We start from the raw sequence: 15,042 nt of genomic DNA on the forward strand, positions 1-15,042 counted from the left end.
CGGGCGACAAAACCACTACGAAAAATGTGTGGGGACCGACAAGACCACTACGAAAATGTGTGGGGGACCGACAAAACCACTACGAGAATTGGGGTCAGCTGGTCAGGTCGCGCAGCGCCCCGTCGAGGGTCGGGTGGGCGAACTCGAAGCCGGCCTCGGTCGTCAGGGCCGACGTCGCGTGGCGCCCGGTGAGTCCGAGCGCGGGGTCGGTGCGCAGGACGACGCTGCCGACGCGGACCAGCGGGGCCGGCGTGGGTGGTGCGGCCGGGCGGTGCAGGTGCTCCCGCAGCAGAGCCATCAGCTCACGGTTGCGCACGGGCTGGGGTGCCGCCGCGATCAGTATGCCGTCCGGCAGGTCCACCTGCGCCTCCAGTCCGAGCGTGGCCCGGACCAGGGCGAGCCAGTCGTCGATGTGGATCCAGCTGAACCACTGCTCGCCCGACCCGACGCGACCGCCGAGACCGGCCAGGGTGAGCTGGGTGAGCCGGTCGAAGGCGGGGGACCCAGTCTGCAGGACGATGCTGGTGCGTAGGACCGTCAGGTGCTCTGTGTTGGCGCCCTCGGCGGCCTCCTCCCAGGGCCGGGCCACACCGGTCATCTGGGGGAGGGCGTCCGCGCCGGTCGGCAGGGGAGAGTTCTCGGTGAGCCGGTCCTCCCCGGCGTCGGACCAGATCGCGGTCGTCGACCCCTGGACCCAGCGGGCGAGCGGGGTGGCCAGCTCCTGGCTCGCCGCGACCAGCGCGCGGGTGGGCCGCACCCGGGACTCGCGCAGGTCGGTGATGTTCGCCTCCGTCGGGCGGGCGTCCACCAGCCGGCCGGCGAGATTGATCACGGCGGTGCGGGCCGGGTCGGCGGCCAGCTCCTCGACCCACGGACCGGTCGTGGCGCCGTCCCAGGCGACCTGGCGGTGAGGCAGCTGCGGGTCGATGGACCGGGTGAGCAGCACGACCTCGTGACCCCGCGTGCTCAGGTCGGCGGCGAGGCTGCGACCCAGCGTGCCCGACCCACCGGCGATGACGACCTTGAGCAGGGCCGGGTCCGGCTCGGGGCGGAGCATCCGGTAGAGCCGGGTGATCGCCAGCGGCCAGTCCCTCACCAGGTCGCCGGCGACGCTCATCACCACGGCTGCGGTGACCGGGCCGGAGACGGTGACCTGCTACTCCAGCGTGGTCCCGCCGTCCTCGTGCGGGGTCAGCTCCCACCTGACGCGGGTGGCGCTGCCACCGGGTGCGGGCTGCTCGAAGCCGAGTGAGCGACCGGGCACCACCTCGGTGATGTGGAGCGGGCCGGCGGTGCGGCCGTGCAGCGCGGCGGCCCACCCACGGCTGGGCAGGTAGTGGCCCTGCTGTCCGACCACCGCCGGGAGACCCTGGACCTGCACCTCTTGAGCGGTCCGGGAGACCTGCGGATCGGCATACTCGTGGGGGAGGGCCGGCTCCAGGGTGAACGAGCGGATCGCACCAGACCAGATCGGCCACCGCCTGGGGTCACCGACGATCTCCCACAGCTCGTCCGCAGGGACGGCGAGGTAGTGGCGGGAGGTGCGCTGCCAGGTCATGGGGCCAGCCAACCACGCCGACCCGCCGTCGCCTATACCTGCCGGTCCGGAGTCCGTGACGTGGGAGGCTGGTGCCATGACGTTCGACAACCGCCAGCAGCCCGGGCAGATCCCGCTGCCCCCGCCCGAGAAGAAGCCGACCGGCAACCGGCGCAACGGATGGCTCTACATCGGGCTCGGCGTCCTCTTCCTGATCCTCGGCGGCATCGGGCTGCTGGGTGACGACGCCGACCTGCTCGACTGGGCCTTCCTGGTGCTCGGCATCGCCAACGCCTCCATGGGCATCGTGGCCCTCACCAAGGGCGACCCCAAGATCGACCCGTTCGCGACGAAGGACTGAGGTCATGACCGAAGAGCAACCCGAACCCCTCTCCGGCCGGGAGGGCGCGGCCCGCGCCCGGGCGACCAGGAACAACAAGCGGCAGGCGTGGCTCTACATCGTCATCGGCGTCGCGCTGGGCGTCCTGGCCGTGATCGGCCTGGTCGGCGACGACCGCGGCATCCTCGACTGGCTGCTCCTGGCGCTCGCCGTGATCAACCTGGTCGTCGGCGTCATGGCGCTGGTGCGGCCCGATCCCCGGCTGGACGACCCGACCGAGCCGTAGTCCGTCTCACGCGCGCCGGTTCCCCGACGTGCGGCTCAGTCGCCGGTTCCCCGGCCACGATCACCTGGCCAGCAGGTCGCGGATCTCCGCCGCGAGCCGCACAGACGCCTCGATCTCGACCCGGCGGATCGACACGCTCTCGACGTTGAACCCGAACGGCACGTCCAGGTGCCGGCAGAACGCGGCGAGCTCCCGCGCCGTCCGCAGGCACTGGTCGTAGGACTCGGTGAGCGGGTCCTCCGCGTGGGCCAGCTGGTTCTGCAGCCACCGGGGCACGTGCACCCCGAGCCACTGGAGGAACTCCAGGGTCCTCAGCGAGCCGCACACGGACAGGGTGAACACGGTGTGCGCCGGCTCAACCCCGCGGTCCCGGCAGGCATAGGCGTAGTCCGAGACCATGTCCTTGGCCGCGGTAAGGTCGTAGATCACCTGGGTAACGAAGAAGGAACTCCCGACCTGCTGCTTGCGCAGGATCCGCTCGTGCTCGTCGGCGTGGACGGCGTGCCGCTCGGGGATCGCGACGCTGCCGAGCGGCAGCACCCCGCCGGCGTCCTGCCACAACGACTGGGCCTCGGAGAGCCGGGTGCGCACCGTCTTGGTGCTCGAGGAGGCGCCGACCAGCACCGTCGCCACGCGGGCCGGGTCCTGGTCGCTGAGCCACTCCTTGAGCACGGCGGGCTCGTACTTCCCGACGGAGCGGTAGATGATCACCGGGTGCTGCCAGGCGCGCAGGTGTCCGGCGTGGAAGACCGCAGGGTCCAGGCACCGGACGTAGGGGAAGGGTCGCTCGTCCGGGTTGCGGTCGGACTCGTCCTCGATGTCGTAGAGCACCAGCGCGTCCAGGTCCAGACCGTGCAGCCGCTCGACGGTCACCTCCGCGATCCGGTCCAGGTCCTCGGCGGGCGTGGCCTCGCGCGGCGGTGTGAGACTGAACAGCCGGAGCGGGCGGGACCGGTCCGCCAGGCGTGCGGCGAGCCCGGCGGTCTCCGTGTCCGGTCTGGTCATGAGGGCTCCTCCTTCGGGACTCACGCTACTGCGCCGCGGGGGGTCGCCTCGACGGTGGGCGTCCGTGGCTCGGTTGCCTCGACGGTGGCCGTCGCGGTCGCGGCGGCCCGGTCCAGCGCGGCCAGTATGTCGTGGCGCAGGTCGTCGGCGGCCTCGATGCCGACCGAGATCCGCAGCAACCCGTCACGGATGCCGGCGACCTCCCTGGCCTCGGCGGTCATGGACGCGTGGGTCATCGTGGCCGGGTGGGCGATCAGGCTCTCGGTGCCACCCAGGGACTCGGCCAGGCTGAAACATCGAAGCCCGTCGACGAAGGCCCGGACGGCGTCCTCGCCGCCGCGCAGCTCGACCGACAGCATCGCGCCGAAGCCGTCCTGCTGGCGGGCGGCGATCTCGTGCCCGGGGTGGTCCGGCAGGCCCGGGTAGTTGACCCGCTCGACCGCCGGGTGGCCGACCAGAGCCTCGACGAGGGCCTCGGCGTTCTCCTGGTGGGCGCGCAGCCGGGTGTGCAGGGTCCGTAGTCCCCGGAGCGTGAGGTAGGAGTCGAACGGGCTGCCCGTGATGCCCAGCACGTTGGCCCAGTAGGTGAACTCGTCGTGCAGGTCCGCTGTCCCGGCGATCACCGCACCGCCCACGACGTCGCTGTGCCCGTTGATGAACTTGGTGGTGGAGTGGACGACGGCGTCGACGCCGAACTCGAAGGGCCGCTGCAGGACGGGGGAGAGGAAGGTGTTGTCGGCCACGACCAGGGCGCCGACCGCGTGGGCGGCCCGGGTCACGCCCTCCAGGTCGGTGATCCGCAGCAGCGGGTTGGACGGTGTCTCCAACCAGACCACCCGGGGAGGGGTCGGCCCGGTGAGTGCCGCGTCGAGGGCCTCGGCGTCGGAGTAGTCGATGCACCGGTAGTCGAAATGACCACGGGCGGCCAGGGAGTCGAAGAGCCGCCACGTGCCGCCATAGCAGTCGTGCGGGATCAGGATCGTGTCCCCGGGCCGCAGCAGCGTCGAGACGCACAGGGTGATGGCCGCCATGCCCGTGGCGGTGATCGTGCCGCCGTGACCTCCCTCCAGCGTCGTCAGCGCCTCAGCGAGCAGGTCGCGTGTCGGGTTGCCGCTGCGGGTGTAGTCGTAGGTCCTCTTCTCGCCGAACCCGGCGAAGCTGAAGTTGCTCGACAGGTACAGCGGCGGCACGACCGCACCCTGTGCGGGGTCGGTGTCGATGCCGGTGCGCAGGCCGCGGGTGAGGGCGGAGATCTCGGTCATGAGGTGCCTTTCCCAGGTGTCTGGCCGCCAGACCTGCGGCTGACCGGGAACGGCTGCAACTCCTGGGCGAGCCTCGTCCACGAGTTCCATCTTCCGGTCCTCCCGGGGGGAGTCCGCAGGATTTGGCACCTTTTCCGCAGATTGCTCCACGGAAGGCTGCCCCGGCTTCATCGGGCCTGTCCCTCTGCCGGTCGTGATGGAAATTCGTTCGCCAACCTACCTCACTCGGCGAAGAACGCCAAGGGCTGGCCCCCGGAAGCGTGTCGAAATCTGCAGGATCTGCGGCGCGGCGTTCTCTGCCCTGGACCGGGCGGGCTGTGCGAGTACCCCGTCCGCGTGCTCGCCGAGCGCCCGGGCTGTGACACGGGCCGACCGTGTGGGGAACGTGCCACCGTGTGGAGAATGTGCCACTGTGTGGGATCTGACCCCTCTGGAGGGTCAAAAGCCACACGCGGGAACATATGCCACACAGCGGAACGTGCCACGCGGGAACGCGCGACACGGGAGAGGCCGGGGGTCTCCTCGCACCGGGCGGACGGTCCGGTGTTAGAACCAAGTGCTGGCGACCGGGTGGCGCCGGGCGAAGTCCACGATCTCCTCGTGGGTCGGCTCGGGCACCCGCACCGACAGCAGGTCGAAGCGCTGCCGTGACTCGGTGACCGCCCTGATCCGCTCCTGCTCGTCCCACGAGGCGACCACGATGACGGTCGGCCCCAGCGCGGTCTTGATCTGCGGGGTGATCGCGCTCGCGGTGGGACTGATGACAGCCAGCAGGTGCCCCCGCCGCGACAGCGGGACGCCCCACGCCCAGGACGGCATCGACCGCGCGGCGTAGGCGTCCAGCGTCCCCGGGGTGCTGAAGCGCTCCCGGGCCAGCGGAGTCAGAGCACGGCGGCGCTCACGGGCGCGGAGCACGTTGCGGGCACGGTCGTAGGCCTCGTGGACCGCCACCTCCCGGGCCGTCGCGCGCGCGATCGCCGCGTGGGCCGCGTCAGGTCGGGCCACGACGAGGCGTGGGTCCGGGACGGCGTCGACCGGGGTTGGCTCGTCGGGGAAGGACTCCTCGGCGTGGGACTCTCCGGCCGGGGGCTCTCCGGCAGGGGGCTCTCCGGCGGGGGACTCGCCTGCAGGGGACTCCTCGGCGGGGGACTCTCCGGCGGGGGACAGGGGCACAGGTGCACTGTGCCAGACCGCACCGACACTCCTGCACGACCGACACTCCTGCACGACCGACACTCCTGCATGACCGGTCCTGCTGCACCATCGGCAGCAGGCGTTGCGCGTCGACGAGACCGCCGACCTCAGAACAGCTGACGGAAGTTGGCGCGCGCCAGGTCGAGCAGCTCGTCGCCGCGGCCGGAGAACACTGTCTTGACGGCATACAGGGTGAAGCCCTTGACCTGCTCGGCCTTGATCGACGGCGGGATGGTGAGCTCCTCGCGCTCGGTCACGACGTCGAGAAGGGCCGGGCCGTCGTGTGCCAGGATCTCGCGCACGGCCTCCGGCAGGTCCTTCGACCGCTCGACCCGGACGCCCTTGATGCCCAGGGCGTTGGCCACCCCGGCCAGGTCCGGGTTCTCCAGGTCGGTGGCGTAGTTGACGAACCCGGCGGCCTTCATCTCCAGCTCGACGAAGTTGAGGGAGGAGTTGTTCAGCACGACGATCTTCACCGGCAGGTTGTTCTGGGTGAGCGTGAGCAGCTCCCCGAGCATCATGGTGAGGCCACCGTCCCCGGAGAGGGTGACGACCTGCCTGTCCGGGTATGCCGACTGGGCGCCGACCGCGTGGGGCACGGCGTTGGCCATGCTGCCGTGGATGAAGGAGCCGATGATCCGGCGACCACCGCCGCTGGTCAGGTACCGCGCGGCATAGACCACCGGCGACCCGACATCGGGGATGAACACTGCGTCCGGTGAGGCGTACTCGTCCACCAGCCTCGCGACATACTGCGGGTGGATGGGGCGCCCCCGTCGGCTGGGGGTCGCCAGGTCGTCCAGCTTCTCGCGGGTCTTGCGGTAGTGCTTGAGCGAGTCCTGCAGGTGACGGCGCTTCTTCTTGCGCTGCACCATCGGCGCCAGCGCGCGGACAGTGTCGCCCACGTCGCCCACCAGGCCGAGGTCGAGGGGCACCCGGCGGCCAAGCTGCTCGCCCCGCAGGTCGACCTGCACGATCTTGGCCTGCCGGGGAAAGAACTGCTGGTAGGGGAAGTCGGTGCCCAGCATCAGCAGCACGTCGCTGTCCATCATCGCCCGGTAGCCGGAGGCGAAGCCGAGCAGGCCGGTCATGCCGACGTCGAAGGGATTGTCGTGCTCGATGAACTGCTTGCCGCGCAGGGCGTGGACGATCGGCGCACCGAGCAGGTCGGCCAGCTCGACCACCTCGTCGTGCGCCCCCTCGACGCCGGCGCCGGCCAGGATGGTGACGCGGTCGCCGCCGTTGAGCAGCTCTGCCGCGGCCCGGAGCTCGTCGTCGGCCGGCACCACCGTCGGCCTGGCCCGGGGGATGACGGTGACCCTGTCGTCCTCGAGCTGCTGCAGCGCGACGTCACCGGGGATCACGACGACCGCGACGCCACGCTTCTCGATGGCGTTGCGCATCGCGATCTCCATCACCCGCGGCATCTGCGAGGGGTGGGCGACCAGTTCGGCATAGACGCTGCACTCGGAGAAGAGGTGCTGGGGGTGGGTCTCCTGGAAGTAGCCGCTGCCGATCTCGTTGCTGGGGATCTGTGCGGCGATCGCGAGCACCGGCACCCGGTTGCGGTTGGCGTCGAAGAGACCGTTGATCAGGTGCAGGTTGCCCGGCCCGCAGCTGCCCACGCAGACGGCGAGATCTCCCGTGAGCTCGGCGTCCGCGGCTGCGGCGAAGGCGGCACCCTCCTCGTGGCGGACGTGGACCCAACGCATCGTGCCGTCGGCTCGCATGGCGTCGGTGAACCCGTTGAGCGAGTCTCCGGAGATGCCGTAGACGCGACGAACGCCGTTGGCGACGAGCTGGGCGACCATGTTCTCGGCGATGGTGGGCACTGCGACCTCCGGGGGACTAGGGGCTGCCTCCCCCGACGCTAGCCCCTGGCGTGACTTCCTGCAGCCGGCTGACGTGGTCCCGGTCGCGGCGCCCCCTGCGGGCTGCGGCGACGCCCTGACGCCTCGCCGGCACAACACGAGGGCCGGAGTGCATCGCGCACTCCGGTCCTCGCGTTGTCTGCCGATCAGATGTCGAAGTACATCTCGAACTCGTGCGGGTGCGGGCGCAGACGGATCGGGTCGATCTCGTGCTTGCGCTTGTAGTCGATCCACGCCGTGATGAGGTCCTCGGTGAAGACGTCGCCCTCGGTGAGGTAGTCGTGGTCCGCCTCGAGCGCCTCCAGCACGGCCGGCAGCGAGGTCGGCAGCTGGGCGATGTCCTCCAGCTCCTCGGGCGGCAGCTCGTAGAGGTCCTTGTCGACCGGCTCCGGCGGCTCGATGCGGTTGCGGATGCCGTCCAACCCGGCCATCAGCTGGGCCGCGAAGCAGAGGTAGGGGTTGGCCGAGGGGTCGGGCACGCGGTACTCGATGCGCTTGGCCTTGGGGGAGGAGCCGGTGATCGGGATCCGGACGCACGCCGAGCGGTTGCGCGCGGAGTAGACCAGGTTGATCGGCGCCTCGAAGCCCGGCACCAGGCGATGGTAGGAGTTCATCGAGGGGTTGGTGAACGCGAGCAGCGAGGGGCCGTGGGCGAGGAGGCCGCCGATGTACCACCGTGCGATGTCGGACAGGCCGCCGTAGCCGCTCTCGTCGTAGAACAGCGGCTCGCCGTCCTTCCAGAGCGACTGGTGGGTGTGCATGCCCGACCCGTTGTCGCCGAACAGCGGCTTGGGCATGAAGGTGGCAGTCTTGCCGGCGGCCCAGGCGGAGTTCTTGACGACGTACTTGAACTTCATCAGGTCGTCGCCGGAGTGCAGCAGGGTGTTGAAGCGGTAGTTGATCTCCTGCTGTCCCGCGGTGCCGACCTCGTGGTGCGAGCGCTCGACCTGCAGCCCGACGGTCGCCAGGTCCAGGCACATCCGGTCCCGGATGTCGGCGAAGTGGTCGACCGGCGGGACGGGGAAGTAGCCGCCCTTGTAGCGGGTCTTGTACCCGCGGTTGCCACCCTCCTCCGCGCGGCCGGTGTTCCACGCCGCCTCGATGGAGTCGATGTGGTAGTACCCGCCGGACGGACCGGTGGAGAAGCGCACGTCGTCGAAGACGTAGAACTCGGCCTCGGCGCCGAAGTATGCCGTGTCCGCGATCCCCGTCGAGCGGAGGTGCTCCTCGGCCCGGGCCGCGATCTGGCGGGGGTCCCGCTCGTAAGGCTCGTCGGTGAACGGGTCGACGATCGCGAAGTTCATGATGAGGGTCTTCTCGATCCGGTAGGGGTCGAGGTAGGCCGTCTTGGGGTCCGGGATGAGCTTCATGTCGGACTCGTGGATGGACTTGAAGCCGCGGATGGAGGACCCGTCGAACATCTGCCCCGTGGTGAACGCCTCCTCGTCGAAGGTGGCCGCTGGCACGTTGAAGTGCTGCATCACGCCGGGCAGGTCACAGAACCTGATGTCGATGAACTTGACGTCCTCGTCCTTGATAAAGGCGAGGACCTCCTCTGCGCTGGTGAACATCCATCCTCCTGGTAGCCGCGCGGGGTCCGGTGCCCGCTTGCGGCCGAGGATATGGGGGGCCCGTTTCCTGACCGTGACCCACATGTTTCGCCCGTGTTTCGCGGGTTACCCTGCTGGGGTGACCGACACAGCCTATCCGGGTGCCGCCCTGGGCCTCACGGAGCGCGGGCCGGGTTCCGCGGCCACCTTCCCGCGCCGCCTTGTCGCGATCCTCATCGACTGGCTCGCCTGCACCTTCATCGCCCTGGCCATCCTCGGGGTGCCCTGGGGTGGACTCTCCGGCACCGCCTCCCTGCTCCCGCTGGGCCTGTTCGCCCTGGAGAACCTGTTGCTGGTCGGGACCGGCGGCTACACCCTGGGCCACGGCATCCTGGGTCTGCGGGTGCATCACCTTGGTGCGCTCCAGGCAGGCCGACCGAGTATGCCGGGACCCAAGGCGGCCCTGATCCGCACCGTCCTCCTGTGTCTGGTGATCCCCGCCTTCATCATCGACCGGCACGGCCGTGGGCTCCACGACCGTGCCGCCGGCACCGTCATCCTGCGCAGCAGGTAGCAGCCAGGCCTATCCCGCGGCCCCAGCCGGGACCGGTTCCGACAGAGGCACGTCGGCCTCGGCCGCCGTCATCCAGTGCGCGAGCGAGGAGCGCAGCACCGCCAGAGCCAGGGCGCCGAAGACCACGGCATACAGGACACCGGAGGCGTAGCCCGCCCACTCCGACAGGCCGCTGCCGACGAATTCGAGGACCACCCAGAAGATCATGGCGGGGCCGACCCAGCGCGGGCCCAGGCCGCCGCGCCACACCGCCACGCCGAGCAGGATGAAACCGAGCACGGTGCCCAGCAGGCCGGCGGCCATGAACGGGATCGCCAGGCCCTGTTCGGTCCGCTCGAGGACGGCGACGTGCGTGTCGATGGCTCCCAGGTCCTGGGCCATCAGCAGCATCACGACGTTCACGCCGCCGTAGACGGCGTGCCCGAAGGCGCCGAGCAGCGCCAGGGTGCCGCCCAGCACGGCCAGGACCGGGACCCGGTTCCGCAGCAGGTGGGCCAGCCCGACCAGGCCGACCGCCATGAAGAGCTGAGAGGACGCGAAGCCCAGGGCCGAGATCGTGGCCGTGCTTCCGGCGGCGGCGATGGCCTGCAGCGACTCGGCGAGGCCTCCTGAGAAGTCGGGCATGAGCAGAATGCTGACCACGGTGAGGGCGGTGCCCACGACCAGCGAGGCCGCTACCGTGGCACGGGCGAACCGGGCCGGTCGGGTGCGGCGGGAAGCGGCGGTTGTCCCAGGTGCTGGGGTTCGTGTGTCTGCGGTCTGGGGCGAGGTCTGCATGGTGTCTCCTTGGGTCCGGGTCGACCCTGCTGGTCGGCCTCGACCCGAACGTAGGAGTGCCTCTGGTCGCACCGGATCCGCCTCCGGGTGCGAGTGCGGTCACCTCCGGACCGACGAGCAGGAGACGTCGACGCGACCCCGGGGGAACGACCTACTCCCGGGGTTGTCCGAAGATCAACCTCAGGGTGACGACAGCGGTGCGTCGCCGGCCCTAGATTGTGATCGTGCAGCGGCTCAGCAGAGGACAGTGGGCGGTCGACATCACGGTCGCCGTGCTGCTCGCCGGCGTCGCGCTCGCGGAGATCTGGGTGCCCTTCGAGTCTGTCCAGGGCGACGGGTCCAACCTGGTCAGCAGCGTCGGTGTCGTGCTCTTCGCCGCTGCGATCGCGCTGCGCCGTGCGCGTCCCTGGTGGGCGCTGGCCGGACTCCTCGTCTGGCCGGTCCTGGGCACCGTCAACGGCGCCGACCACATGCACCTGCTGTTCTTCGGGCAGCTCGTGCCGCTGCTCATCCTCGGGTTCACGATCGCCCGGCACGGCACCGGGCGCTACCTGTGGGTCGGCACCATCGCGGTCGTGGTCTTCCTCACGGTCGCGGACCTCTTCGTGCCCCTCCTGCAGGAGCCCAGCGAGATCCTGTTCCACTGGGCGTTCGTCGCCCTGGTCTGGCTCACCGGGCGCGGCCTGCGGGTCTCCTCGGACCGCGCCGCCGCCGAGGCGGTCCGGGCGCACCAGGCCGAGACCGAGGCGCGCACCCAGGCGCTGACCGCCGTCGCCGAGGAGCGGGCCCGCATCGCGCGCGAGCTGCACGACGTCGTCGCGCACTCCGTCGGAGTCATCGTGGTGCAGGCTGGTGCCGCTGAGCAGCTGGTCGAGGACGACCCCGACTTCGTCCGGCAGGCGCTGGGCACCATCCGGCGGACGGGCTCGGACGCGCTGGTCGAGATGCGCCGCGTGGTGGCGATGCTGCGTGAGCCCGAGTCGGGCGGGGAGCTCGCCCCGCAACCGGGCACGCACTCGCTGCCCGAGCTGGTGGACGCCGCCCGGGCCGCAGGCCTGGAGGTCGACCTCCGGGTGACCGGGGAGCGAGCGCAGCTGCCGGCGGGGCTCGACCTCACGGCCTACCGGATCGTGCAGGAGGCGCTGACCAACGTGCGCCGCCACTCCCGGGCCACCCGTGCGGACGTCGCGATGCTCTACGGGTCCGACGCGCTGGAGATCACGGTCCGCGACGAGGGGCCGGAGCGCGAGGAGAGGTCCGCCGGCGCCGGGCACGGCCTGGTCGGCATGCGCGAGCGGGCAGCCCTGTTCGGCGGGCACGTCGAGACGACCACGGGCGAGCCGGGGTTCACCGTCCGCGCGGTGCTGCCGCTGGAGCCAGTATGACGTCGCGCACCGACGGCGGTCAGGTCACTTCGGTCGTCGTCGTGGACGACCAGGAACTGGTGCGGATGGGGTTCCGGCTGATCCTTGAGCGTGCCGGGCTGGACGTGGTGGGGGAGGCCGGGGACGGGCTCGAGGCCGTCGAGGTGGTCCGGGACCTGCGGCCGGACGTCGTGCTGATGGACATCCGGATGCCCCGGCTCGACGGGGTGGAGGCGACCCGGCGGATCATGGAGCTGGTGGGCTCCAGGCCGCGGGTGCTGGTGCTGACCACCTTCGACCTCGACGAGTACGTCTACCAGGCCGTTCGTGCCGGCGCCTCCGGCTTCCTGCTCAAGGACGTCACCCCGGAGGACCTGGTGCACGCCGTGCGGGTCGTCGCCCGGGGCGAGTCGATGCTGGCGCCCGCGCTGATCGCCCGGCTGCTCGAGCAGTTCACGACCAGGCCGCGGGCGGGGGAGCTGCCGCCCGAGCTGGCCCAGCTGTCCGAGCGCGAGACCGAGGTGGCTCGGCTGGTCGCCCAGGGGCTGTCCAACGCCGAGATCGGGCAGCGGCTGTTCCTCAGCGAGGCCACGGTGAAGACCTACGTGTCGCGGCTGCTCACCAAGTTGCAGCTGCGGGACCGGGTGCAGGTCGCGGTGCTGGCCTTCCGGACCGGCCTGGTGCAGGTGGGCGAGGACTGACGGCCGGGGTGTCGGCGGCGGTCGGTGAAGGCCCCGGTCCAGCAGCGGGTGGAGCAAGCGCCTGGTGGGGACGTGACACTGGTGCGCCCTGTGCACCAGGCTGGGGGATGGTGCGTGTCTGACACCAATCACAGGTGACGGTGCGTGTCGTGCACCAGCCTAAGGATGGTGCGTGTCCGACACCGATGTCACGTCTACGAGCAAGCCTCCAGCGCTCGAGGCGGACCTGGGTCCCGCAGGTGTGTGGATCAGGTCGCGGCTCAGCGGCCGCGCAGGGCGCGCCGGTCCATCCGGGCCTTGCGCGGGTCGACGCCCGCGGGCAGCGGCGGCTTGGCGGTCGCGCCGATCGCCTTGAGGCGCTTGTGCACGACGAGCGCCTCCTCCTTGGTGATGTTCTTGTCCAGCTTCTTCATGGACTTGACCACCTTGGAGAGGGGGATTTCGCCCTCCTCGCGCCCGATCCGCAGGATGTGCACGGGCACCTCGTCGCCGACGACGCGGCCAACCTTGCGGCGCTCGTTCTCGACCAGCCGCTTGGCCCCGGCCTTGGGGCCCTCGGAGAGCAGCACGACACCGGGACGGCCGACGGCGCGGAACACCATGGCCGCGTTGTGCAGGTCGCGCATGCCGCGCACCTTGCCGCTCGCCTCCGCCGCGACCGGCTCCTGGTCGTAGAACCACCCGCGGCGCAGCGTGCCCATCACGGCGGAGGTCGCGCCCGGCTGGCCCTCGATCTGGCTGAAGGCTGCCTGTTCGGCCTTGCGGGCCAGGACGACCATCGCCGCCAGCAGCGCCAGCGGGAGGCCGATGATCAGGCAGTAGATCACCATGTTGAGCCACAGGCCGACCAGCAGGGCGAGCAGCAGCACGGCCAGCCCGGCCAGCAGCATCCACCAGATGGCAGTTGGGTCCTGCTTGCGGGTCATCTTCCAGACCTGCTTGAACTGCTGCCACCTCCCGGGGTTGTTCGGGTCCCTGGGCTTCTTGCTCTTGCGCCCGAACCGCCGCTTGCGCGTGGGCTCGGTCGAGTCGTTCGTGGTGGCCATAGGTATCAGGATACGTTGGCGGTGACCCTGGACAGCAGCGAGGAAGCCTCCTGCCGTGCCGGGTCGTTGGCGGCCTCTTCCAGCTGTGACAGGTGCTCGGGGATCGGACGACCCCACTTGGTCATGGCCTGCACCCACAGGCGCCCCGCGCGGTAGGAACTGCGCACCAGCGGTCCGGCCATGACGCCCTTGAAACCGATCTCCTCGGCAAGGTCCGACCAGTGCACGAACTCCTCGGGCTTGACCCACCGGTCGATGGGGTGGTGCAGCTTGGAGGGGCGCAGATACTGCGTGATCGTCAGGATGTCGCACCCGGCGTCGTGCAGGTCCCGGATCGCGGACTCGATCTCGTGGTCCTCCTCGCCCATGCCCAGGATCAGGTTGGACTTGGTGACCAGGTCGGCCTCGCGCGCCATGGTCAGCACCCGCAGCGACTTCTCGTAGGTGAAGGCGGGGCGGATCCGCTTGAAGATGCGCGGGACGGTCTCCAGGTTGTGCGCGAACACCTCGGGCCGGGCGTCGAAGACCTGGCTGACCAGCTCGGGGACGGCACCGAAGTCGGGCGGCAGGATCTCCACGCCCGTGTTGGGGTTGAGCAGGTGGATCTGACGGATCGTCTCGGCATACAGGCTGGCGGCGCCGTCGGGCTGGTCGTCGCGGGCCACACCGGTCACGGTGGAGTAGCGCAGGCCCATCTGGCGCACCGACTCGGCCACGCGGCGCGGCTCGTCCAGGTCCATGGCCCGCGGCTTGCCGGTGGCGATATCGCAGAAGTCGCAGCGCCGGGTGCAGATGTCGCCGCCGATGAGGAAGGTCGCCTCGCGGTCCTCCCAGCACTCGAAGATGTTGGGGCAGCCGGCCTCCTGGCACACCGTGTGCAGGCCCCCGGACTTCACCATGCTGTGGAGCTCCTGGTACTCCGGCCCCATCTTGGCGGTCGTGCGGATCCACTCGGGCTTGCGCTCGATGGGGGTCTCCGCGTTGCGGGCCTCGACTCGCAGCAGGCGACGACCCTCGGGTGCGACAGTCACATTCCACTTCCTTGCAGATGGCGGCGGTCCCCGTCAGCCTAACCGCGCACCCGTCGCAGAGCAGGGTCGACCCCACTTTCGGGCCCCTGGCGGAAGGGCACTTGTTATAGAGCAACTATAACTATATGATCGGGTTGTGCTGATCCGGATCGACCCTCGAGCGAGCGAGCCGATCTATGCCCAGATCGAGCGGGAGGTCCGGCGCGCGATCGCCTCCGGTGAGGTCACCGCGGGCGACCGGCTTCCCGCCGCGCGCGACCTGGCCGCCTCGCTGGACGTCAACATGCACACCGTGCTGCGGGCCTACACGGAACTGCGTGAGGCGGGCGTGATCGACGTCCGGCGCGGTCGTGGCGCGGTCGTCCTGCCCCAGCAACCGGCCGCGCCCGAGGTTGGCCAGGCCGTGGCGGACCTGCTCGACGCAGCCCGGAAGCACGGCATACCACTGTCCCAACTGCACCAGGCACTTGACGAAGGAGCCCACCAATGACCCCAGGAACGAGC

The 15,042-nt window shown here is 70.4% G+C and carries 16 protein-coding genes and 1 riboswitch; of the genes, 6 read left to right on the forward strand and 10 right to left on the reverse strand.

Annotated features, from left to right (window positions below):
* Window positions 1-94 precede the first annotated feature (94 nt).
* Entirely contained in the window at window positions 95-1,117 is a 1,023-nt protein-coding gene (locus MWU75_RS17515; protein WP_247093350.1) for a DUF1731 domain-containing protein, read from the reverse strand.
* A gap of 39 nt (window positions 1,118-1,156) precedes the next feature.
* Window positions 1,157-1,558 carry an SRPBCC family protein gene (locus MWU75_RS17520; RefSeq protein ID WP_247093351.1) on the reverse strand — a complete coding sequence of 134 codons (402 nt, stop codon included), beginning with the start codon at window positions 1,556-1,558 and terminating at the stop codon, window positions 1,157-1,159.
* A gap of 76 nt (window positions 1,559-1,634) precedes the next feature.
* Here MWU75_RS17520 and MWU75_RS17525 point away from each other — a divergent pair, with 76 nt between their 5' ends.
* Window positions 1,635-1,898, forward strand: a complete 264-nt coding sequence (locus MWU75_RS17525; RefSeq protein WP_247093353.1) for a hypothetical protein — start codon at window positions 1,635-1,637, stop codon at window positions 1,896-1,898.
* 4 nt (window positions 1,899-1,902) lie between these two features.
* Window positions 1,903-2,163 carry a hypothetical protein gene (locus MWU75_RS17530; protein ID WP_247093355.1) on the forward strand — a complete coding sequence of 87 codons (261 nt, stop codon included), beginning with the start codon at window positions 1,903-1,905 and terminating at the stop codon, window positions 2,161-2,163.
* Between the two features lie 60 nt (window positions 2,164-2,223).
* Here MWU75_RS17530 and MWU75_RS17535 read toward each other — a convergent pair whose 3' ends face one another.
* The 5 genes from MWU75_RS17535 to glnA form a co-directional block, all read right to left on the reverse strand.
* Window positions 2,224-3,168, reverse strand: coding sequence for a 5,10-methylenetetrahydrofolate reductase (locus MWU75_RS17535; protein WP_247093357.1), 945 nt, complete (start codon window positions 3,166-3,168; stop codon window positions 2,224-2,226).
* Window positions 3,169-3,188: 20 nt separating this feature from the next.
* Window positions 3,189-4,430 carry a cystathionine gamma-synthase gene (gene metB, locus MWU75_RS17540; RefSeq protein ID WP_247093359.1) on the reverse strand — a complete coding sequence of 414 codons (1,242 nt, stop codon included), beginning with the start codon at window positions 4,428-4,430 and terminating at the stop codon, window positions 3,189-3,191.
* A gap of 83 nt (window positions 4,431-4,513) precedes the next feature.
* Window positions 4,514-4,633, reverse strand: a riboswitch (SAM riboswitch).
* A 343-nt stretch (window positions 4,634-4,976) separates the two neighbouring features.
* A complete protein-coding gene (locus tag MWU75_RS17545; RefSeq protein WP_247093361.1) occupies window positions 4,977-5,603 on the reverse strand; it encodes a hypothetical protein in 627 nt (208 codons plus the stop codon).
* A gap of 128 nt (window positions 5,604-5,731) precedes the next feature.
* On the reverse strand, window positions 5,732-7,456 hold the full coding sequence (gene poxB / locus MWU75_RS17550) for a ubiquinone-dependent pyruvate dehydrogenase (protein WP_247093363.1): 1,725 nt from the start codon (window positions 7,454-7,456) through the stop codon (window positions 5,732-5,734).
* A gap of 185 nt (window positions 7,457-7,641) precedes the next feature.
* Complete coding sequence (glnA, locus tag MWU75_RS17555; RefSeq protein ID WP_247093365.1) at window positions 7,642-9,066, reverse strand: type I glutamate--ammonia ligase; 1,425 nt, start codon at window positions 9,064-9,066, stop codon at window positions 7,642-7,644.
* A gap of 118 nt (window positions 9,067-9,184) precedes the next feature.
* Between glnA and MWU75_RS17560 the strand changes: the two genes are divergently transcribed.
* Window positions 9,185-9,619 (forward strand): RDD family protein, encoded by a 435-nt coding sequence (locus tag MWU75_RS17560; protein WP_247093367.1) that lies wholly within the window; start codon window positions 9,185-9,187, stop codon window positions 9,617-9,619.
* Between the two features lie 9 nt (window positions 9,620-9,628).
* Here the strand turns inward: MWU75_RS17560 and MWU75_RS17565 are convergent, their stop codons facing one another.
* The gene (locus MWU75_RS17565; RefSeq protein ID WP_247093369.1) at window positions 9,629-10,396 is read right to left on the reverse strand and encodes a hypothetical protein; all 768 of its coding nucleotides are present in this window, start codon (window positions 10,394-10,396) and stop codon (window positions 9,629-9,631) included.
* 224 nt (window positions 10,397-10,620) lie between these two features.
* On the opposite strand from MWU75_RS17565, the gene MWU75_RS17570 reads away from it, so the two are divergent.
* Both MWU75_RS17570 and MWU75_RS17575 read left to right on the forward strand, forming a co-directional pair.
* Complete coding sequence (locus MWU75_RS17570) at window positions 10,621-11,781, forward strand: sensor histidine kinase (RefSeq protein WP_247093371.1); 1,161 nt, start codon at window positions 10,621-10,623, stop codon at window positions 11,779-11,781.
* Window positions 11,778-12,461, forward strand: coding sequence for a response regulator transcription factor (locus tag MWU75_RS17575; RefSeq protein ID WP_247093373.1), 684 nt, complete (start codon window positions 11,778-11,780; stop codon window positions 12,459-12,461). The genes MWU75_RS17570 and MWU75_RS17575 overlap by 4 nt, the downstream gene beginning before the upstream one ends.
* Window positions 12,462-12,721: 260 nt before the next feature.
* Here the strand turns inward: MWU75_RS17575 and MWU75_RS17580 are convergent, their stop codons facing one another.
* Window positions 12,722-13,507, reverse strand: a complete 786-nt coding sequence (locus tag MWU75_RS17580) for a DUF4191 domain-containing protein (RefSeq protein WP_247093375.1) — start codon at window positions 13,505-13,507, stop codon at window positions 12,722-12,724.
* 5 nt (window positions 13,508-13,512) lie between these two features.
* Window positions 13,513-14,538, reverse strand: a complete 1,026-nt coding sequence (lipA, locus tag MWU75_RS17585) for a lipoyl synthase (RefSeq protein ID WP_247093377.1) — start codon at window positions 14,536-14,538, stop codon at window positions 13,513-13,515.
* Between the two features lie 136 nt (window positions 14,539-14,674).
* Here lipA and MWU75_RS17590 point away from each other — a divergent pair, with 136 nt between their 5' ends.
* The gene (locus MWU75_RS17590) at window positions 14,675-15,028 is read left to right on the forward strand and encodes a GntR family transcriptional regulator (protein ID WP_247093379.1); all 354 of its coding nucleotides are present in this window, start codon (window positions 14,675-14,677) and stop codon (window positions 15,026-15,028) included.
* Window positions 15,029-15,042: the final 14 nt, after the last annotated feature.

It is taken from the genome of Ornithinimicrobium sp. F0845 (assembly GCF_023015765.1).
Classification (GTDB): domain Bacteria; phylum Actinomycetota; class Actinomycetes; order Actinomycetales; family Dermatophilaceae; genus Ornithinicoccus.